General features: G+C 45.0%; 17 protein-coding genes. 14 read left to right on the plus strand and 3 right to left on the minus strand.

The features are described 5' to 3' along the window. Positions 1 to 111 precede the first annotated feature (111 nt). Positions 112 to 1,272 (plus strand): hypothetical protein, encoded by a 1,161-nt coding sequence (locus ACZ9EE_RS16820; protein WP_476028751.1) that lies wholly within the window; start codon positions 112 to 114, stop codon positions 1,270 to 1,272. Between the two features lie 125 nt (positions 1,273 to 1,397). Next, positions 1,398 to 1,577, plus strand: coding sequence for an H-type small acid-soluble spore protein (locus ACZ9EE_RS16825; protein ID WP_476028753.1), 180 nt, complete (start codon positions 1,398 to 1,400; stop codon positions 1,575 to 1,577). 31 nt (positions 1,578 to 1,608) lie between these two features. Here the strand turns inward: ACZ9EE_RS16825 and uvsE are convergent, their stop codons facing one another. Further along, positions 1,609 to 2,568: a UV DNA damage repair endonuclease UvsE gene (gene uvsE, locus ACZ9EE_RS16830; RefSeq protein WP_476028755.1), complete on the minus strand. Its 960-nt coding sequence runs from the start codon at positions 2,566 to 2,568 to the stop codon at positions 1,609 to 1,611. Positions 2,569 to 2,580: 12 nt separating this feature from the next. Beyond that, a complete protein-coding gene (gene cls, locus ACZ9EE_RS16835) occupies positions 2,581 to 3,783 on the minus strand; it encodes a cardiolipin synthase (protein WP_476028757.1) in 1,203 nt (400 codons plus the stop codon). 186 nt (positions 3,784 to 3,969) lie between these two features. Between cls and ACZ9EE_RS16840 the strand changes: the two genes are divergently transcribed. The 9 genes from ACZ9EE_RS16840 (at position 3,970) to ACZ9EE_RS16880 (ending at position 18,247) form a co-directional block, all read left to right on the plus strand. After that, positions 3,970 to 6,081, plus strand: a complete 2,112-nt coding sequence (locus ACZ9EE_RS16840) for a (Fe-S)-binding protein (RefSeq protein ID WP_476028759.1) — start codon at positions 3,970 to 3,972, stop codon at positions 6,079 to 6,081. A gap of 234 nt (positions 6,082 to 6,315) precedes the next feature. Then, positions 6,316 to 7,503: an acetyl-CoA C-acetyltransferase gene (locus ACZ9EE_RS16845; RefSeq protein WP_476028761.1), complete on the plus strand. Its 1,188-nt coding sequence runs from the start codon at positions 6,316 to 6,318 to the stop codon at positions 7,501 to 7,503. Positions 7,504 to 7,732: 229 nt separating this feature from the next. Further along, positions 7,733 to 8,584 carry a 3-hydroxybutyryl-CoA dehydrogenase gene (locus ACZ9EE_RS16850; protein ID WP_476028763.1) on the plus strand — a complete coding sequence of 284 codons (852 nt, stop codon included), beginning with the start codon at positions 7,733 to 7,735 and terminating at the stop codon, positions 8,582 to 8,584. A gap of 167 nt (positions 8,585 to 8,751) precedes the next feature. After that, positions 8,752 to 9,882 (plus strand): acyl-CoA dehydrogenase, encoded by a 1,131-nt coding sequence (locus ACZ9EE_RS16855; protein WP_476028764.1) that lies wholly within the window; start codon positions 8,752 to 8,754, stop codon positions 9,880 to 9,882. A gap of 134 nt (positions 9,883 to 10,016) precedes the next feature. After that, a complete protein-coding gene (locus tag ACZ9EE_RS16860) occupies positions 10,017 to 11,156 on the plus strand; it encodes an acyl-CoA dehydrogenase (protein WP_476028765.1) in 1,140 nt (379 codons plus the stop codon). A 60-nt stretch (positions 11,157 to 11,216) separates the two neighbouring features. Further along, complete coding sequence (locus tag ACZ9EE_RS16865) at positions 11,217 to 11,873, plus strand: TetR/AcrR family transcriptional regulator (RefSeq protein WP_476028767.1); 657 nt, start codon at positions 11,217 to 11,219, stop codon at positions 11,871 to 11,873. Positions 11,874 to 11,900: 27 nt separating this feature from the next. Further along, a complete protein-coding gene (icmF, locus tag ACZ9EE_RS16870; protein WP_476028769.1) occupies positions 11,901 to 15,149 on the plus strand; it encodes a fused isobutyryl-CoA mutase/GTPase IcmF in 3,249 nt (1,082 codons plus the stop codon). A 577-nt stretch (positions 15,150 to 15,726) separates the two neighbouring features. Then, complete coding sequence (gene rpoE / locus ACZ9EE_RS16875; protein WP_476032987.1) at positions 15,727 to 16,320, plus strand: DNA-directed RNA polymerase subunit delta; 594 nt, start codon at positions 15,727 to 15,729, stop codon at positions 16,318 to 16,320. Between the two features lie 331 nt (positions 16,321 to 16,651). Then, on the plus strand, positions 16,652 to 18,247 hold the full coding sequence (locus tag ACZ9EE_RS16880; RefSeq protein WP_476028771.1) for a CTP synthase: 1,596 nt from the start codon (positions 16,652 to 16,654) through the stop codon (positions 18,245 to 18,247). 223 nt (positions 18,248 to 18,470) lie between these two features. Here the strand turns inward: ACZ9EE_RS16880 and ACZ9EE_RS16885 are convergent, their stop codons facing one another. Beyond that, a complete protein-coding gene (locus ACZ9EE_RS16885) occupies positions 18,471 to 19,001 on the minus strand; it encodes a DUF2529 domain-containing protein (RefSeq protein ID WP_476028773.1) in 531 nt (176 codons plus the stop codon). A 160-nt stretch (positions 19,002 to 19,161) separates the two neighbouring features. On the opposite strand from ACZ9EE_RS16885, the gene ACZ9EE_RS16890 reads away from it, so the two are divergent. The 3 genes from ACZ9EE_RS16890 (at position 19,162) to fsa (ending at position 21,412) form a co-directional block, all read left to right on the plus strand. After that, positions 19,162 to 19,533: a response regulator gene (locus tag ACZ9EE_RS16890; RefSeq protein ID WP_335502835.1), complete on the plus strand. Its 372-nt coding sequence runs from the start codon at positions 19,162 to 19,164 to the stop codon at positions 19,531 to 19,533. A 249-nt stretch (positions 19,534 to 19,782) separates the two neighbouring features. Then, on the plus strand, positions 19,783 to 20,637 hold the full coding sequence (locus ACZ9EE_RS16895; RefSeq protein WP_235741611.1) for a class II fructose-bisphosphate aldolase: 855 nt from the start codon (positions 19,783 to 19,785) through the stop codon (positions 20,635 to 20,637). A gap of 124 nt (positions 20,638 to 20,761) precedes the next feature. Beyond that, entirely contained in the window at positions 20,762 to 21,412 is a 651-nt protein-coding gene (fsa, locus tag ACZ9EE_RS16900) for a fructose-6-phosphate aldolase (protein ID WP_476028775.1), read from the plus strand. Positions 21,413 to 21,703: the final 291 nt, after the last annotated feature.

Here is a 21,703-nt window from a genome sequence, read left to right on the forward strand (position 1 = left end):
TGCTAGAGGGTTTTTTTTGTTTTGGGAAATTCTACAAAAAAATGAGAATAACGGTAATTAGCTGAGAGATACTAACACTGTTTGATGAAAAAATTAATGGAGGAATATTATATGCCACAGAGAATTTTTCAAGCAGTTCAGCAAGCTCATCAATCACTTCAGCAAATCCATGAGGGATTACAACAATTAACTGGCATGGGAATGGGCCAACAAGGAGGAGGCATGCAATACGGCGGCTTCGCAGGAGGATCCCAATCCATCATGCAGCCAGGCTTTGCCGGAACAGATGCCCAGCAGGTAAGACAGGATATCCAAAATAGCAGCATGGGAGGAAACATGGGTCAACAAGGTGGTTCCTTCAGCAATATGGGAATGGGCCAACAAGGAGGAGGCATGCAATACGGCGGCTTCGCAGGAGGATCTCAATCCATCATGCAGCCAGGCTTTGCCGGAACAGATGCCCAGCAGGTAAGCCAGGATATCCAAAATAGCAGCATGGGAGGAAACGTGGGTCAACAAAGTGGTTCCTTCGGGTATATGGGAATGGGCCAACAAGGAGGAGGCATGCAATACGGCGGCTTCGCAGGAGGATCTCAATCCATCATGCAGCCAGGCTTTGCCGGAACGGATGCCCAGCAGGTAAGACAGGATATCCAAAATAGCAGCATGGGAGGAAACATGGGTCAACAAAGTGGTTCCTTCAGTAATATGGGAATGGGCCAACAAGGAGGAGGCATGCAATACGGCGGCTTCGCAGGAGGATCCCAATCCATTATGCAGCCAGGCTTTGCCGGAACAGACGCGCAGCAAGTAAGACAAGATATCCAAACTAGCAGCAACGGCCAAATCACCAGCAGAAATGCTGGCAGCATGGGCATGAACTCAATGGGTCAAGGTGGATCTTATAATCAAATGGGGATGGGCCAACAAGGAGGAGGCATGCAATACGGCGGCTTCGCAGGAGGATCCCAATCCATTATGCAGCCAGGCTTTGCCGGAACAGACGCGCAGCAAGTAAGACAAGATATCCAAACTAGCAGCAACGGCCAAATCACCAGCAAAAATGCTGGCAGCATGGGCATGAACTCAATGGGTCAACAAGGTGGATCCTATAATCAAATGGGAATGGGCCAACAAGGAGGCAACCTGCAATTTGGCGGCTTCGCAGGAGGATCTCAATCGATCATGCAGCCAGGCTTTGCCGGAACCGATGCCCAACAGGTACAACAAGACATTTCTAATACTTCAAACAGCCAAGGATATATGCAGTAAAAACCTCATCCCTGCTTACGAATCCTTCAATAGGGCCATAAGCAGGGATTTATTTTTTAAAACGAATATCTTCCAAAAAAATGCAGATAGTAAAGATAGAAATTAAGTAGGAGTGAACCGTACAGATGAATATTGGAAGAGCAAAAGAAATCCTAGAATCAGCCGATATGATTAATGTGACCTATGATGGCACCCCCGTGATTATTCAACATGTCGACGAAGCGACCAAAATGGCGCGCATCTATACCCGAAAGGATCCGGAAAATGAACGAGATGTTCCTGTCCTCAATTTAATCGAAGAATAGAAAAGAGTCTCCACCATAAACGGAGACTCTTTCATTTTATTTCAATGCTGGCCCCGCTAATCCGCTTAAAGCCGCGCAATTTACTTAAATCCTCGACTAATTTTAAGGCTGCCTGATCCTTTGCTTTGGCCTCAATCATAAAATCGACATCCTGACCGAGCTCACGCAGTAAATGGACAAACGGCATTATGAATTCCGGGTCGACAAAATCAGCATGGGAGCGGAATTCCTTTTCGTTTTTAGGAGAAGAAATATGGACTTTCGGCACCATCTCTCCCTTTGACCATGTTCCCAAAATGCGCGGCAGCAGCTCATCTAATGGGGCATCGCTAAGATTGGCCATATGATGATGATAATCAAACACTAACCGGATCCCTTCTTTCTCACACACCTTTAGGGTTTCTTCAGCCGTATAGGTCTTATCGTCATTTTCTAATGTCATCACCTTTTTAATATGACTAGGCAGGGTCGTCAGGTTTTCATAAAAACGCGTCAGTGCGGCGGCCTTATCTCCATAGGCCCCGCCAATATGAATATTAATCAGCCCTTGGTCAGCAATCCCCATCGCTTCAAACATCTGATAATGGTACGTCATATCAATGACGGCATTTTCGGTAATCGTCTTTTTGGGTGAAGTGAACAACGTAAATTGATTAGGATGAAAGCTGACCCGCAAATGATTCCGCTTGACCAGTTCGCCAATTTCCCGCCATTCCTTCAAAAACGGAGTGGTAAAATCCCAGCGGACCTCAGGATGAGTGGCGAGTGGGACAATCGAACTCGAAAACCGGTACAATTCGATTTCGTGGGCCAGATTGTAGTAAAGCATCCTTAAGGTATGCTTTAGATTTAGTTTCGTTACCTCGAGCAGCTTTTCCTGGCGCTCTGAGGCGCTAAGCTGCTGATAACGGGTAAAGGTCAGTGCCTTCGCCGGGGAGGCATCCCATAAACTGATCGCATGTGAAACATAGCCGAACCGAATCTTGAACATCAACACTCCCCCTTATAAAAAGTTGCAAACAGCCCCAGCCAGCGCTTCTTTTACAGACCGCCATGGATTTGGTTTAGTTAGTACATCCAGCGACAGCGGTTTAGAATCAAGGATGTCCTGATCGATGACCTTCCTCATTCGCTTGATAAAGTCTGGGTCATAGATATAGCAATTTATTTCTTTATTTAAAAATAAACTGCGCCGATCGAAATTAGCTGTCCCAATATCACAAATTTTATCATCAATCATGATTGTTTTCGCATGATAAAAACCATTTTGGTATTGGTAAACCAGTGCACCTGCTTTTATAAGCCTCCGCAAAAAACGGTATGATGCCTCTTGGACAAGGATATGATCAGAGGTATAGGGGACAATGAGCGTAATTTTGACGCCGCGCCGCCGCGCTGCGAGTAATTCCTTAAAAATGGAAGAGCTTGGAATAAAATAGGGGGTTCCGATGATAATCGATTGATCAGCCTTGTTTATTAGGTCAATAAAAATTCCCTCGAGCAGACCGGCTTCAGTTGGGTTTAATTGATGCCGGATACTTCCTTTGGACAGTGGAGGGAAAATCCCGGGTTCATTGTGAACCTTTTCTCTCGAATACTCGTTCCAATCCAGCAAAAATTCACTCTGTAAAAAATGAACGCCCTCACCTGTTATTTTTAACTGGTAATCACGCCACGGACTAAGTTTCGGGTCCTCATCAATATATTCCTTGCCAATATTATAGCCCCCCATAAAGCCGACCTTTCCGTCAACAATCGATATTTTTCGGTGGTTTCGAACCTGGGCTGAATAAAACAGGAAAGGCAGTTTGACCCGATTGCTAAACGCAACCTGGATTCCTGCGTCCTTTAGTTCCTTTACCTCTTTTTTCTTGATGGTTAAACTGCCAAGCCGGTCAATGAGTAAACGGACCTCAACACCTTCTTGCGCCTTCTCTTTTAAAATAGTGAAAAATTCCTGTCCTAAGCTGTCATTCTTTACAATATAGTACAAAATATGGAGATGTTTTTCTGCTTTTTGAATCTCAGAAAAAAAGCTTTGGAAAAATTCCTTGCCATGTGTAAATATCTCAAATTCACTATGGAGGATACCGGTCTCCACTTTGTTTGCGATCAATTGATGCTTCCTTCGACCTAATCTAAAATCTAAGACTATCCATATAATGAAAAGAACAAGCAGTCCGCTCAGAATGACTACAATCTTCATTGAAAATCTTTCCCCCATTCGGTTAAGTTAGTGTCTCCAAGTAGGGACCTTTCTATAAGTTGGTCTATTTTATAAAAATGATTTGACTGAATGCTCATTCATTTTTATAATAGAGATAGATACAATTCTGAAAATTAACTATTTTCTACAAACAATCGGGGAGAATCAAAGAAAGGGGCGTTTTACTTGAATGGTCTTTTATGGGTCAATCTCATTGCGTTTCTTGCTGTAACCGCTTACGCAATCAGTCTGTTTGTTTATGTGGTCAAAACACGGATTGAATTTATCAAGCTTGGAAAGAAAGTGGAGTTTGATAACAATGTCAAAGAACGGCTGCAAAAAATTTGGGTAAACGTGTTTGGCCAGAAGAAACTTTTAAAAGATAAAAAAAGTGGTGCCATTCATGTCATGTTCTTTTATGGCTTTATTTTAGTTCAATTTGGGGCGATTGATTTTATTTGGAAAGGGCTTGTACCTGGCTCGCATCTGCCGCTGGGTCCATTGTATGCAGGATTTACCTTTTTCCAAGAGATTGTCACATTAATGATTCTCGTTGCAGTGGTATGGGCTTTTCATCGCCGCTATATTGAAAAATTAGTCCGCCTAAAACGCAATTTTAAATCAGGTCTGGTTCTGTTATTCATCGGCGGATTAATGGTATCAGTTTTAATAGGGAATGGAATGGGCCTTATCTGGCATGGCGAAGATCCATCATGGACGGAACCGATCGCTTCAGTTATTTCATTCATTTTTTCAGGTATTGGTGAAACCGCCTCCATTGTCATTTTCTACATAGCATGGTGGGCGCATTTATTATTCTTGTTAACCTTCTTAGTATACGTTCCGCAGTCCAAGCATGCCCACTTGATTGCCGGCCCGGCAAACGTTTACTTTAACCGTTTAGATAAACCGGGTAAGTTGAAAAAAGTCGATTTCGAAGATGAATCACAAGAATCGTTCGGCGTTGGTAAAATCGAAGACTTTACCCAGCACCAGATGATCGATTTTTATGCATGCGTAGAATGCGGCCGCTGCACCAATATGTGTCCAGCTACCGGAACAGGCAAAATGCTGTCCCCAATGGATTTAATTGTAAAGATGCGTGATCACCTTACCTTCTATGGCGCCTCGGTTACCTCAAAACAGCCATGGGTACCGACATTTGCGTTTGCAAATACAAAAGGAAACCAGATTGCGCTTGCGGCACAAGGTCAGGGAGCGCAGGAAACAGCTGCTGCCGCTCCTTACAACCCTAGTTTGATTGGTGATGTAATTACCGAAGAGGAGATTTGGGCGTGTACAACCTGCCGTAACTGTGAAGACCAATGTCCAGTTATGAACGAACACGTGGATAAAATTATCGACCTGCGCCGCTTCTTGGTGTTAACAGAAGGAAAAATGGACGCCGATGCTCAGCGTGCCATGACCAATATTGAACGTCAAGGAAATCCGTGGGGCTTAAACCGTAAAGAGCGCGAGAACTGGCGTGAGGTTCGCGAAGATGTTCATATTCCAACCGTGAAGGAAATGAATAAGGCTGGCGAAGAATTTGAATACCTATTCTGGGCTGGCTCAATGGGCTCATATGATAACCGCAGTCAAAAGATTGCTTTATCGTTTGCAAAGCTCTTGAACGAAGCGGGCGTGAAATTTGCCATTCTTGGCAATAAGGAAAAGAACTCCGGTGATACACCGCGCCGTTTAGGAAATGAGTTCTTATTCCAAGAACTTGCGGCCAAGAATATTGAGGAGTTTCAAAAGGCAGAGGTGAAGAAAATCGTTACGATTGACCCGCATGCCTATAATATTTTTAAAAATGAGTACCCTGATTTCGGGTTAGAAGCAGAAGTATTCCATCATACGGAAGTTCTCGAGCAGTTGGTTCGTTCCGGCCGCCTTGTTCCAAAATATGCGGTCAATGAAACCATTACATTCCATGATTCCTGCTACCTCGGACGCTATAATGACGTCTACGATCCGCCGCGGGAGATTTTAAAATCCATCCCTGGTGTGACGCTTGTGGAAATGGAACGGAACCGGGAAAAAGGGATGTGCTGCGGCGCAGGCGGCGGTTTAATGTGGATGGAGGAAGAAACGGGCCACCGCATTAATGTCAGCCGGACAGAGCAGGCGCTAGCGGTCAATCCGACTGTGATCAGCTCGGGTTGTCCATACTGCTTAACCATGCTTTCCGATGGTACTAAGGCAAAAGAAGTAGAAGAAAAGGTTGCTACCTATGATGTGGCGGAGCTGCTTGAAAAAGCAGTTTGTGGTGACGGGCAAGCAGCTGCATCTTAATCCTTGAGCAGGAGCTGGAAGTTTTACAAATCAAAATTTTTAAAATTTTGTGTAAAATATTTCAACTCCTGCTCGTTTTTATGTAAAATAGATATATAGATTAAAACGCTTACATTAACTTTGAATGCGTGGGCCGGAATCCTTGGTTCCTTGCTTGCGTTATATTTTTCGTTTCATTCCGAGCGAGCGTTCAGTCGCTTTAGGTAAAGGGATAACAAAAAGGGAGAGATTAGCATGGGTAGAACGGTGATTTTAAGCGGTGTTCGAACACCTTTTGGAAAATTAGGGGGAGCATTAAGCAGCTTTACTGCGTCACAGCTTGGCGGTATTGCTGTGAAGGAAGCACTGCTTCGGTCAGGTGTGAAGCCGGAACAGGTGGAAGAAGTCATTCTAGGAACGGTGTTACAAGGCGGGCAGGGACAAATTCCATCGCGGCAGGCGGTACGTCACGCCGGACTGCCATGGGAAGTTAAAACGGAGACGATTAACAAGGTTTGTGCTTCGGGAATGCGGAGCGTAACCCTGGCAGACCAAATCATCCGCGCAGGCGATGAAGAGGTCATTGTTGCAGGCGGAATGGAATCGATGAGCAACGCACCATATGTTTTACCGAAGGCAAGATGGGGCTTTCGCATGGGCGACTCAACTGTTAAGGACTTAATGATCCATGACGGTTTAACTTGCAGCTTTACAGGGGTTCATATGGGCACATACGGAAATAGTACAGCGGCAGAAATGGATCTTTCCCGTGAGGATCAGGACGAATGGGCGCTTCGAAGCCATGTTAGGGCCATTGCTGCCATAGAGAGCGGCAAATTGGCGGAAGAGATTGTATCGGTAGAGGTACCGCAGCGCAAAGGGGAACCGGTGATGGTTTCGGTTGATGAGGGGCCGCGGAAGGATACATCTTTAGAGCGCTTGTCCAAATTATCCCCAGTGTTCAATTCAACTGGCACGATTACAGCAGGGAATGCGCCAGGTGTGAATGACGGTGCGGCTGCCCTTGTGTTAATGAGTGAAGAGCGCGCTGAACGTGAGGGACGTCAGGTGGAAGCTGTTATCTTAGGCCATGCAGCGATTGCGGTCGAAGCAAAAGATTTTCCGCAGACACCGGGCTTGGTCATTAATGAGCTGTTAAGAAAAACAGGCCGGAGCTTGGATGAGGTTGATTTGTTTGAGATAAATGAAGCCTTTGCAGCGGTTGCTTTAGCGAGCGCAAGAATTGCCGGGCTTGATCCAGAAAAGGTCAATGTCAATGGCGGCGCGGTCGCGCTTGGTCATCCGATTGGTGCAAGCGGGGCACGGATTATTATTACCTTAATGCATGAATTGAAGCGCCGCGGCGGCGGTGTTGGGATTGCAGCCATTTGCTCAGGCGGTGGCCAAGGCGATGCGGTGATGATTGAGGTGCCAAAATCGTAAAAAAATGAGTTAGAAAAGAGTTACTGGCGGATAAGGTGGGAAAACTGGCGCAGCCTGTACATTTAGTGGCGGATAACACCCTAGATCTGGCGCCTGGCTCATTATACTGGCAGATAAAATAGTATAACTGGCGGATAACAGATTTTTACTGGCGGATAAGCTTAAATAATTGGCGGATGCCGCCTTTTTTCTGGCGTTATTTTAAAAAAAGAGACTCGGAGGGAAAACAATGAACGTTTCTAAGGTTATGGTAATTGGCGCAGGTCAAATGGGCTCCGGAATTGCCCAGGTTTGTGCCCAAGCCGGCTACAAAGTGGTATTGAATGACTTGAAACCTGATTTCGTAGAGCGGGGTTTAGGGGTGATTGAGAAAAATCTCACCCGTAACGTTGACAAAGGCCGAATCACGGAGGAACAAAAGCAGGCAGTAATCGCCAGACTAACCTCATCAACCGATCTCAACGATGCCAGCAGCGTCGACCTAGTCATCGAAGCAGCAGTTGAAAATATGGAAATCAAAACAAACATCTTTACGCAACTAGATAAAATTGCTCCAGCACATACCATCCTAGCTAGTAACACCTCATCCTTGCCTATCACAGAAATTGCCGCTGCCACTAGCCGTCCGGAAAAGGTAATCGGCATGCACTTTATGAATCCAGTTCCCGTTATGAAACTCGTCGAAATTATTCGCGGGCTTGCAACAGCCGATGAAGTCTATCAAGTGATTGAAGACATGACCAAGACGTTGGGCAAGGTACCGGTTGAAGTAAACGACTTTCCAGGCTTTGTCTCGAACCGCATCCTCATGCCGATGATCAATGAAGCCATTTACACGCTTTACGAGGGCGTTGCCACCAAAGAAGCCATCGATGAGGTCATGAAGCTTGGCATGAATCATCCAATGGGCCCGCTTACGCTGGCAGATTTTATTGGCTTGGATACATGTTTATACATTATGGAAACACTCCACGAAGGTTTTGGCGATGATAAATACCGTCCCTGCCCGCTTTTGCGTAAATATGTGAAAGCCGGCTGGCTCGGTAAGAAATCAGGGCGCGGTTTTTACAGTTACGAATAAAATAGAAAAGCGGAAACGCCTTGAACAGGGGCATATGACCCCGAGACCCAAGGCGCTGGAGCTGGACAATTAAATAAAACCAGGTGGATCACGCCGCATTACATATTCGAAGATTCCCCTGGCACAAGGCATCTGAAATATTCATCCTCAGGAAGGGGAGACATATTATGAATCTGACATTTACAGAAGAGCAAGAAATGATGCGGAAAATGGTTCGTGATTTTGCTCAGAAGGAAATCACACCATTTATCGAAAAAATGGAAAAAGGGGAATTTCCCCGTGACATTGTTCGCAAAATGGGTGAGCTTGGTCTGATGGGGATTCCTGTTCCCGAGAAGTACGGCGGGGCAGGGATGGACTTTACCTCTTATATTATTGCGATTCATGAGCTGTCAAAAGTAAGCGCTGCAGTCGGCGTGATCCTGTCTGTCCACACCTCCGTCTGTACAAACCCAATTTTGTACTTTGGAACGGAGGAACAAAAGCAAAAATATATACCAAAGCTGGCATCGGGCGAGTATCTGGGGGCTTTTTGCTTAACCGAACCAAGCTCAGGCTCTGACGCTGCCAGTTTAAAAACGCGGGCGGTGAAAAAAGGCGAGCATTACGTACTAAACGGCTCCAAGGTGTTTATCACCAATGGCGGCGAGGCAGATGTGTATATAGTGTTTGCAACCACGGACCCAGCCCTTGGAAAAAAAGGAATTGCGGCCTTTATCGTGGAAAAAAATACCTCTGGTTTTATTGTCGGCAAGGATGAGAAGAAAATGGGGCTGCACGGCTCAAGAACGGTGCAGTTAACCTTTGAGGATCTACATGTACCCGCGGCAAACATACTTGGTCAAGAAGGCGAAGGTTTTAGAATCGCAATGGCAAACCTTGACGTCGGCCGAATTGGCATTGCCACCCAGGCTTTAGGGATTGCGGAAGCAGCCTTTGATGCGGCATCAGCCTACGCGAAGACGCGTCATCAGTTTGGCAAACCAATTGCTGCTCAGCAGGGGATTGCTTTTAAGCTGGCCGACATGGCGACAAGTGTCGAGGCGTCTAAACTATTAGTCTATCGGGCTGCTGACTTGCGGAGTAAGGGGTTGAAGTGCACGTTGGAGGCGTCGATGGCGAAGCTGTTTACCACAAGGACAGCAGTGGACGTCACAACGGAAGCCATTCAGGTATTTGGCGGCTACGGTTATACGGAGGATTATCCGGTTGAGCGCTTTTTCCGTGATGCCAAGGTGACGGAGATTTATGAGGGTACAAGTGAGATTCAGCGGATCGTGGTTAGTAAGCATCTATGATGATCATCTGATTTCAGGTGCGAAATGTTAATAACCCCAAAATCTGTTGAAATGTATCCGTTTTTTTAAGGATATCTTAAATTCAGTTAATAAAGCCAAATATTGGGCCCGAATGGGCAGAGGAGGCATGCAAAATGCAATTTAAACTAACGGAAGAGCATGAAATGATTCGTAAAATGGTTCGGGATTTTGCCCGCAACGAGGTTGCACCGACCGCTGCAGAACGTGATGAGGAAGAGCGCTTCGACCGCGAGATCTTTGACAAGATGGCGGAGCTAGGATTAACGGGAATTCCGTGGCCGGAAGAGTACGGTGGCATTGGCAGCGACTTTCTTGCTTATTGTATCGCGGTTGAAGAGCTTTCCCGCGTGGATGCCTCAACTGGCGTTCTGTTATCTGCCCACACCTCACTGGCCGGCTGGCCGATTTATAAATTCGGCAGCGAAGAGCAAAAACAAACCTACCTGCGCCCAATGGCAGAAGGAACCAAAATCGGTGCTTACGGGTTAACGGAGCCAGGCAGCGGTTCAGATGCGGGCGGAATGAGAACGACCGCCCGTTTAGAAGGAGACCACTATGTCCTAAACGGCTCAAAAATCTTTATTACCAATGGCGGTGAGGCCAACATTTATGTGGTCTTCGCCTTAACGGACCCAACCAGTAAGCAAAAAGGAACTACCGCGTTCATTATTGAAAGCGACTTCCCTGGCTTCTCGGTTGGCAAAAAGGAAAAGAAACTCGGTATTCGTTCCTCGCCAACAACTGAAATCATTTTTGAAGATTGCAAGGTTCCTATTAAAAACCGCCTTGGTGAAGAAGGTGATGGCTTTAAAATTGCGATGATGACGTTGGATGGCGGCCGCAACGGGATTGCTGCTCAGGCAGTCGGCATTGCCCAAGGTGCGCTTGATGCAGCCGTCGATTATGCCCGCGAACGCCATCAATTTGGGAAGCCGATTGTCGCCAACCAAGGCATCTCCTTTAAACTGGCCGATATGGCTACCAATATAGAAGCGGCTAGACTACTAACCTATCAAGCTGCATGGCTCGAGTCCAATGGCTTACCATACGGTAAAGAGTCGGCGATGTCCAAACTGTTTGCAGGAGACACAGCGATGAAGGTGACGACCGAAGCGGTTCAAGTCTTTGGCGGCTATGGCTATACAAAGGATTATCCGGTTGAACGGTTTATGCGCGATGCTAAAATTACTCAAATTTATGAAGGAACACAAGAAATTCAACGTCTCGTGATTTCGAGAATGATCACAAAATAACAGCCATGCCAACAGGGGCTCGCCCCTTGGCGTTGGTGCTAGAAAAAGGCGGTACCTAAGATGAAAAAAAGAGAAGTTCAAGCCTCAGTCAAGGATGAACGCCTTGTACAAAAAAGGCGTGATCAAATGATCAAAGGGGCTGTATCACTTTTTAAACAAAAGGGGTTTCACCGGACAACGACAAGGGAAATCGCCAAAGCAGCCGGATTCAGCATCGGCACATTATATGAATACATTCGGACCAAAGAGGACGTCCTATACCTTGTCTGTGACAGTATCTATGACCATGTCAGTGAACGGCTCCAGCAGGATTTAGCTGTGGAAAAGGGAACATTGGAAAGCCTGAAGCACGGAATTGCTGATTTTTTCCAGGTTATGGATGAAATGCAGGCCGAGGTACTGGTCATGTATCAGGAAGTGAAGTCACTTTCCAAAGATGCCCTGCCATATGTACTGAAAAAAGAAGTGGAAATGGTCGCGATGTTTGAGGAGCTGCTGACCCGCTGTGTCGAGAACGGGGAACTGAGATTATCGAACAAACAAATCGAACTTGTCGCCCACAATATTTTTGTGCAGGGACAAATGTGGGGATTCCGCCGCTGGGCCTTAAGAAAGCTGTTTACGCTCGAGGAATATATTGCGATGCAGACAGAGGTTTTATTATCGGGAATTCAAGGCGGGGTCTCAGGCGCAGTTACAGTTCCGGAGAAGGGGTAAGTACATTTTTCCAAAAGGGGGAGCACGATGGGGAAATATCAGCCACGGCATCATATCCGCTTTGTGACGGCGTCAAGCCTGTTTGACGGTCATGATGCCTCAATTAATATAATGAGACGGATTCTGCAGGCGAGTGGAGCAGAGGTGATCCACCTTGGACACAACCGCTCGGTCGAGGAGGTGGTGAACGCCGCAATTCAGGAGGATGTCCAGGGAATTGCGATTTCATCGTACCAAGGCGGGCACGTTGAATATTTTAAATATATGTATGATTTGTTAAAGGAAAAAGGTGCACCGCATATACGAATTTATGGCGGCGGCGGCGGAGTGATTATCCCGCGCGAAATGGATGAGCTGCATGCATATGGAATTGCCCGGCTGTTTTCACCGGAGGACGGGCGAACACTAGGCCTTCAAGGAATGATTGACCGGATGATCCAGGAATGTGATTTTTCAACAATCACTTCAGATGTCAACGAGCAGATTGCAAAGCTGCCAACAGGCGATGTGAATGCGATTGCCAAGCTGATTACGATAGCAGAGCTTCATGTTGATAAAAGGAATGAGGCTGCCGCTGCAGCTGAACAGGTGCTTGAACAGGTCAAGGCACTGGAAAAGGGGATTCCTGTTATCGGGATTACAGGAACGGGTGGTGCCGGAAAAAGTTCATTAACGGATGAGTTAATTCGCCGCTTTATCAATGAGTTTCCAGGGAAAAAAGTCGCGATTCTGTCCGTCGATCCAACCAAACAAAAAACAGGCGGCGCGCTGCTTGGCGACCGGATCCGCATGAATGCGATTTTCTCTCCGAATGTGTACATGCGCAGTCTCGCAACACGGTCTTCCAAAAATGAATTATCGCTGGCGATTAAGGATGCCGTCGCTGTTACAAAAGCCGCCGGTTTTGACCTAGTGATTGTGGAAACGAGCGGCATCGGGCAGGGAGATGCTGAAATCACCGAGATTTGTGATGTGTCGATGTATGTGATGACAAGTGAGTTTGGTGCTCCATCACAGCTGGAAAAGATCGATATGCTCGACTTTGCCGATTTGATTGTCATCAATAAATTTGAACGCAAGGGCTCGGAGGATGCAAAACGCCAGGTGCAGAAGCAGTACCAGCGCAACCATATGCTGTTTGAAAAAGAACTGGACGAAATGCCGGTATACGGTACGATTGCAAGTCAGTTTAATGACCCGGGGACGAATGCGTTGTTTGCGGCGTTAGTGGAAGTGATTAATGAAAAAGCAGGTACTGATTGGGTGACGTCGTTTAGCAAAGATGCGGTGGTGGAAAAGCAAAATGTAATCATTCCGACGGATCGGCGCTATTATTTACGAGAGATAACTGAGACGGTGCGTGGCTACCACCGCAAGGCCGAGGCTCAGGCAAATATTGCCCGGAAATTATTCCAGCTCGAGGGGGCAATCGAGGCGGTTCAGAATCAGCCGGAAGTGGCGGCTGCTTTAGAGGCAGTAAAGCAGGAAACGGAAGTTCAGCTGACGGCAGAATCACGAAAAATCCTCGAGTCGTGGGAGCAGGCAAAGGCAGCGTATGCAGGGGAAAAGTTTGTTACGCGTATCCGGGATAAAGAAATCATCACGCTATTAAAATCAAAAAGCTTATCAGGTCTCGATATTCCGAAAGTGGTACTGCCTAAATATAAAGATTACGGTGAGATTTTACGCTGGGTATACCGCGAGAATATCCCGGGATCATTCCCTTATACCGCTGGGGTGTTTCCATTTAAGCGTGAGGGGGAGGACCCGAAACGCCAGTTCGCCGGCGAAGGGACACCTGACCGGACGAATCGCCGCTTCCACTACTTATCAAAGGATGATGCAGCCAAGCGGTTAAGTACTGCCTTTGATTCGGTGACCTTGTACGGGGAAGACCCGGATTACCGCCCGGATATTTTCGGCAAGGTCGGCGAAAGCGGAGTCAGTGTTTGTACGTTAGATGATATGAAAAAGCTATATGCCGGATTTGATTTATGCCACCCGTCAACATCAGTTTCGATGACGATTAATGGACCGGCGCCGATTATTTTAGCGATGTTTATGAATACGGCCATTGATCAGCAGGTACAGGAGAAGGAAGCAGAGCTTGGCCGGACGTTGACGGTTGAAGAATTTGCTCAGGTCCGAGCCTACACACTCAGCACTGTACGCGGGACTGTTCAGGCTGATATTTTAAAAGAAGACCAGGGACAGAATACGTGTATTTTTTCAACAGAGTTTGCCTTACGGATGATGGGTGATATTCAGCAGTATTTCATTGATCACAAAGTCCGCAATTATTATTCTGTGTCTATTTCCGGTTATCATATTGCTGAAGCTGGAGCCAATCCGATTTCGCAGCTCGCGTTTACGCTGTCTAATGGCTTTACGTATGTGGAATATTATCTGAGCCGCGGCATGAAGATTGATGATTTTGCACCGAACCTTTCGTTCTTTTTTTCGAATGGCCTCGATCCCGAGTATACGGTAATCGGCCGGGTAGCGCGGAGGATTTGGGCAACCGTGATGCGTGATAAATATGGGGCGAATGAGCGCAGTCAAAAGCTGAAGTATCATGTTCAGACCTCAGGGCGGTCGCTGCATGCCCAGGAAATTGACTTTAATGATATCCGGACGACGCTGCAGGCGCTAATGGCTCTGCATGATAATTGTAATTCCCTTCACACCAATGCCTATGATGAGGCGATTACGACACCAACCGAAGAATCGGTGCGCCGGGCGATGGCGATTCAGATCATTATTACCAAGGAGCACGGGTTAACGAAGAATGAGAATCCACTGCAAGGTTCGTTTATTGTCGAGGAGCTGACCGACTTAGTGGAAGAGGCGGTGCTTCAGGAGTTTGACCGCTTGAATGACCGCGGCGGGGTCCTCGGTTCGATGGAGACCCAGTATCAGCGCGGCAAAATTCAGGACGAATCGATGTATTATGAAATGAAGAAGCATACCGGAGAATTGCCGATCATTGGCGTCAATACGTATTTAAATCCAAATCCGCCGTCAGTGGAAGATGTCAATAATATGGAATTGGCCCGGGCCACGAAAGAGGAGAAGGAATTGCAAATTGATAATTTGCGGGCCTTCCAGGCAGCCCATTCGCGCGAAACAGCAGCTGCTTTAACCCGCTTGAAAGCTGCGGCGGTCAACAATGGCAACATCTTCGCTGAATTAATGGAAACCGTCAAAGTCGCAAGCCTCGGACAAATCACGAGAGCCTTGTATGAGGTTGGGGGACAGTACCGGAGAAATATGTAACACGAGAACAGTATTAACGGTGAAAGGCACCATGTGAAGTTTTCACATGGTGCTTTTCGCGGAATGTCTATTTTTGTGATAAAATATGTAGTTGTTATGATATCCAATTGATTTTGGTTCTTATATAATCATCATAGTATTTCAACTTAGATGTGTTTACAGGCAGGTGTGTCCAGATGAAGGGTCGTCACATAATCATTATTTTAATCATTTTCGCCTGGCCGTTATACTATTTATATCAACGCCAGTTGGGTTCAGTTTCGTTCCTGCTTTTGGCCATCTTCTTTTTATATATTTCCATTAAAGAGATGAAAAAACTTAAGAGGGAGAAATCTCAGGAGGGGGATTAATTCATCCCTGCAAAAAATCGAGTGAAACTATCTACTTACACTAGCATAAACACCAAGAATTTGTTTATAATGAAGAATATGCAAAAATTAGAAGTGTGGAAAGTATAACACCCGCACGGGAGCTCGACAGTTATCAAAATTCAATTATTTTTTCATACATAGGATCCTAACTGTCCTGGACCACTCGAAAAGTTATGAGTGTTAAATAGAGAAAGGAAGTGCCAATAGTGAGTTTAGCACAATACTCAAAAGAGGAATTGCAAGAGTTTTCCCTCATGGAAATGGCTTATGAATATTTAAAAAATAGCAAGCAGCCGATCTCTTTTCATGATTTAGTGAACGAGATTAAAGCCGCAGCTGGAATATCGGACGAAGAAATTCGTACACGCCTGGCACAATTTTATACAGATATCAACATCGACGGCCGTTTCCTATCATTAGGAGAAAACCGCTGGGGACTACGTTTCTGGTATCCAGTAGATACAGCTGAAGAAGAGGTAATCACAGCCGTTAAACCGAAGAAGAAAAAGGCGAAGAAGGTTGTGGACGAAGAAGAGCTTGAGGATTTCGATGAAATCGATGAAGAAGATTATGATGATTTGGATGACTTTGCCGATGATGACGACGATCTTCTTGACGATGATGACGATTTAGATGAGGATCTTGATGATGTCGATGAATTTGACGACGATGACGATGTCCTTGACGAAGATGATGAGGATGAATTCGAGCTTGATGAAGCCGAAGTCCTCGAAGATGATCTTGATGAAGACGAAGAAGATGAAGAGTTCGACGAAGTGGACGAAGACGAACACTTGTAAGGCTTCATTTTTGTAAACTCGCCTATATCTCTTTTTGAGAGTGAAGGAAACAGCTTGACTTTTTATTCAGGCCCCTGTATTATCTTTTTTGGGCTCCTTTTAAAAGGACGAATCAATATAACAAATATGCGCTCCCCTCGCAATGCAGCGAGAGGAGCGCTTTTTATTTTTATGTGAAGCTCGGGAGTGCCTGGTCATGGCATCTGATGCTTTTCTAAAAAAACTCCCATATCAGGAGTTTTTTCGTTTTTGGAGCATAGGGAAATAATTTTAAAAAAATATCCTTAAACAACCTGAATAATGCACAAACTGTAATAGAGGAGGACTATTTATGACAAAGTATATTTTTGTTACTGGTGGTGTAGTGTCATCACTTGGAAAAGGGATTACCGCTGCTTCCTTAGGGCGTTTATTGAAAAATCGAGGTTTAAATGTAACGATTCAAAAATTTGATCCGTACATTAACGTGGACCCAGGGACCATGAGTCCTTACCAGCATGGTGAAGTATTCGTTACGGATGATGGTGCGGAAACAGATTTGGACCTGGGCCACTATGAGCGTTTTATTGACATTAATCTAAACAAGTACTCAAACGTAACAACAGGAAAAATCTATTCAACGGTTCTCAGAAAAGAGCGCCGCGGCGACTACTTAGGGGCAACGGTTCAGGTTATTCCACACATTACCAATGAAATCAAAGAGCGCTGCTTCCGGGCGGGAAAAGAAACAAATGCTGACGTTGTCATTACAGAAATTGGCGGTACTGTCGGGGATATCGAATCACTGCCATTCCTAGAAGCGATCCGCCAAATTAAAAGTGATATTGGCAGCAAAAATGTCATGTACATTCACTGTACGCTGATTCCGTACATAAAAGCGGCCGGTGAAATGAAGACGAAGCCAACCCAGCATAGTGTAAAGGAACTGCGCAGCCTAGGAATTCAGCCAAATATTATTGTTGTCAGAACAGAATACCCAGTTTCTCAAGATATGAAGGATAAACTGGCCTTATTCTGTGATATTGATGCCAAAGCGGTAATCGAATGCCGCGATGCCGATACTCTTTATTCAATTCCGCTTGCCCTGCAAGAGCAAAACATGGATCAAATCGTTTGCGATCACTTGGAATTAGGTACAAAGCCAGCAGAAATGACCGAATGGAAAGCCCTTGTCGATCGGGTACTAAACCTTTCCGGTAAAGTCCGCATCGGTCTTGTCGGTAAATATGTAGAGCTTCAGGATGCCTACATCTCCGTGGTAGAAGCGATGAAGCATGCCGGTTATGCTTTTGATACAGATGTGGAAATTAAGTGGATTAATTCTGAAGATGTGACTCGCGAAAATGTTGCGGAACTGCTTAAGGATGTCGATGGTGTGCTTGTCCCTGGTGGATTTGGCGACCGTGGCATTGAAGGGAAGATTGAAGCAACCCGCTATGCTCGTGAGCAGAAAAGGCCATTCCTGGGTATTTGCTTAGGTATGCAGCTGGCTACGATTGAATATGCCCGCAACGTGCTTGGATATCAGGATGCGCATTCCGCGGAATTTTTGCCGGATACAACACATCCAATTATTGACCTTCTTCCAGAGCAGAAGGATGTGGAGGATTTGGGCGGTACCTTACGTTTAGGTCTATACCCATGCCGTCTTGTCGAAGGAACAAAGGCGTTCGAAGCGTATGAGGATGAAGTGGTATATGAGCGCCACCGTCATCGTTATGAGTTTAACAATTTCTATCGTCAAGAAATGGAAGCAGCCGGATTTATTTTCTCAGGAACAAGCCCTGACGGCCGGTTAGTAGAAATTATTGAGCTTAAGGACCACCCATGGTTTGTGGCATCACAGTTTCATCCGGAATTTGTCTCAAGACCAACTCGTCCACAGCCATTGTTCCGTGACTTTATTAAAGCTTCTATTCAAAAATAATTTAGTTTAATGGCCAGTTCCTTAATTGGGACTGGTCTTTATATTTAAGGCTCTGTTAAACGATATTATTGTTTTTTATACTTTGTTGATTGGAGCGGAAATCAACAGCCACATTACAGAGCCATTTTAAAAAAATCGTAAAGATAAATTTACCGGGAAATAAGCCAACGAGCCGTAAAAATCCAGCCAATCAAAAAAAAACAGGGCCCGCCAAGGCCCTGTTCTACTCTTCATATTCCGCTAATATCTCATCAATCGTAAATTTTAAGCCGTGATAGGTAAACAACGCCGCCATTGCAGCCGGATAACCATACCGATTTCCAATCTCATCGGGAAGCAGCCCCTTGGTTAACCGCAAGTCGATATGGACATCGGCTAATTGTGATAAGTTCTGATCTGAGGGCTCAGTTACAGTGGAAGCCGCAACAAAAGGGATCATCTTTTCACGGAGCAACTGGGCCAGTTTGAGTGCAGGCTCATCATTAGAAAATCTAGAAAACAACAAGACACGGTCAGCATCACTTAGCCCGTCCATCTCAGCCTCACTTAACACCTTAGCCGCCTGTAACGGTTCAGCCCCTTCTACCGCTTCAAATTCGACCGCCTTCATTTCCCTTGTGCCATAAATATAGATAGAACCGTCACTTGCAGGGGCTTGGGCGAGCAGGCGGGCGCCATCCTCAAATGAAAATTCCTCTTTTTCTGCTATTTTTTTAAAAACCCCCGTTAATTGGGTGGTAAACATTTTTAACATTTTAACCCTCCTTGTACGCCACTTATTATAAACTTTTTTCTGGCGTAACCCAAAAACAATTGTAAAATAACAAATAAATATAAAACTTTAGGCAGGATATTTATTTCTTAAGGTAGAAATATAACAAGTAAAAGAGAAAGAGAAGAAAGAGGTGGCGTTTATGAAAGAGAAAATTTTAATTGTCGACGATCAATTTGGCATTCGTATCTTGCTAAATGAAGTGTTCCAAAAAGAGGGTTATCAAACATTTCAGGCTGCAAACGGAGTCCAAGCACTAGAAATCGTGACAAATCATCATCCGGATCTTGTCCTCTTGGATATGAAAATTCCCGGAATGGACGGTATTGAAATTCTAAAACGAATGAAAGTTATCGATCCAGAGATTCGCGTCATCATCATGACCGCCTACGGTGAATTGGATATGATTCAAGAAGCCAAAGACCTTGGAGCTCTAACCCATTTTGCAAAGCCATTTGATATTGACGATATCCGTGCGGCTGTCCGCAAACATATTCCGCAAAAAACAAACTAAAAAATGGTATTTTTTCAAAAAGTAAAGCACTGAAGCAGACGATTTTTGATGGGTGCGCTTTCATTGTGACAGTTTCAAAAAACGTGCTCGAATGATGGCATTTCCTCTTTTCTTTTGTTATGATACATATGAACTTTTAACAGGCTGTATATCATTTGGATTTATACATAATTGACAAATCAGAGGGAAAACCTTTTATGGAAGACCTCTGTAAAAATGATATCCGACCTAATATAAGGAGGAAGAGAAATGCCTTTAGTATCAATGAAAGACATGCTTAACAAAGCGAAAGCAGAAGGCTACGCTGTAGGGCAATTCAACTTAAATAACCTGGAGTTTACACAAGCCATCTTAATGGCTGCAGAAGCAGAAAAATCACCAGTCATCCTTGGTGTTTCTGAAGGTGCTGCTCGTTATATGTCCGGATTTAAGACTGTTGTTAAAATCGTTGAAGGCCTAATGGAGGACTTAAACGTAACAGTTCCTGTGGCTATTCACCTTGACCACGGTTCAAGCTTTGAAAAATGTAAAGAAGCAATCGATGCAGGCTTTACTTCTGTTATGATTGACGCTTCCCATCATCCATTTGAAGAAAACGTAGAAATTACTAAAAAAGTAGTAGATTACGCTCACTCAAAAGGCGTTTCTGTTGAAGCTGAATTAGGAACAGTTGGCGGACAAGAAGATGACGTTTCTGGAAGCATCATCTATGCTGACGCTCAGGAATGTGTTGAGTTGGTTAAACGTACTGGTATCGACTGTTTAGCTCCTGCATTAGGTTCTGTACATGGTCCATACAAGGGTGAACCAAACCTTGGTTTCAAAGAAATGGAAGAAATCGGTAACCTTACTGGCATGCCATTAGTATTACACGGTGGTACTGGTATCCCAACAAAGGACATCCAGCGTTCTGTTTCCCTTGGAACTGCAAAAATCAACGTAAACACTGAAAACCAAATTGCTTCTGCAAGAACGGTTCGTGAAGTATTAGCGGCAAAACCAGAAGAATACGATCCACGTAAATACTTAGGTCCAGCTCGTGACGCTATCAAAGAAACTGTAATCGGCAAAATGCGCGAATTCGGTTCTGCAGGCAGAGCGTAATAACTGTCTATTGGTTCTGGATTTTACCGGGACTTTTATAAAAACTGAAAACCGTCCTTTTATAGGGGCGGTTTATGTCTGTAAATAGAAGTCTGAAAATTTAGTCGAAAACGGGGGAGATTCGATGAAATTTTTTATTGATACGGCAAATTTAGACGAAATCCGAGAAGTCCATGAACTTGGCTTACTATCAGGCGTTACCACAAATCCATCCCTTGTCGCAAAAGAAAAAGGTGTATCTTTTCACGAACGTATTAGAGAAATTGCTGCACTTGTTCCAGGTTCCGTCAGCGCTGAAGTCATCTCACTTGATGCAAAAGGCATGATTCGCGAAGGGAAAGAATTGGGAGCCATCGCACCAAACATTACCGTAAAAGTTCCGATGACACCAGACGGAATCAAAGCCTGTCATGCTTTTTCAAAAGAAGGCATTAAAACGAACGTAACCTTAATCTTCAATGCGAACCAAGCATTATTAGCAGCACGAGCAGGTGCCTCCTATGTATCACCATTTCTTGGCAGACTGGATGATATCGGCCAAAATGGCTTAGAGCTAATCTCGCAAATAGCTGACATCTTTGCTGTTCACGGTTTAGAAAGTGAAATCATTGCTGCCTCCATCCGCAACCCAATCCATGTAACAGAAGCTGCGTTACGAGGCGCACATATAGCAACGATTCCTTATAAGGTTTTAATTGGTTTGTTCCAACATCCATTAACAGACAAAGGAATCGAAGGCTTCTTAAAAGACTGGAACAACCGCACAGACGCCTAATTTTTTCACCTTAGAAAACTCCCGCCATTTTTCACAACAAAAACAGACACTCACGGCTGCTTTACAAATTGGGATAAATTTTTTTATTATGAATACATGAAATTGGAATTTTCGTGTAAACTAATGATAGACAAGCTGTCGGAATTTGACTTTTTGTGTTGGAAAAATATACCTATAGCCTCGCTTGGTACCTGTGGACTTTTTAACTAAAGCAGATGCACCATTAATTCAGCCGCTTAGAGCAGCTAGAGCAATGTGCCTGTGCTTAAAATAAAAGTATCGTGCTGACAA

Source organism: Bacillus sp. URHA0034 (assembly GCF_056280405.1).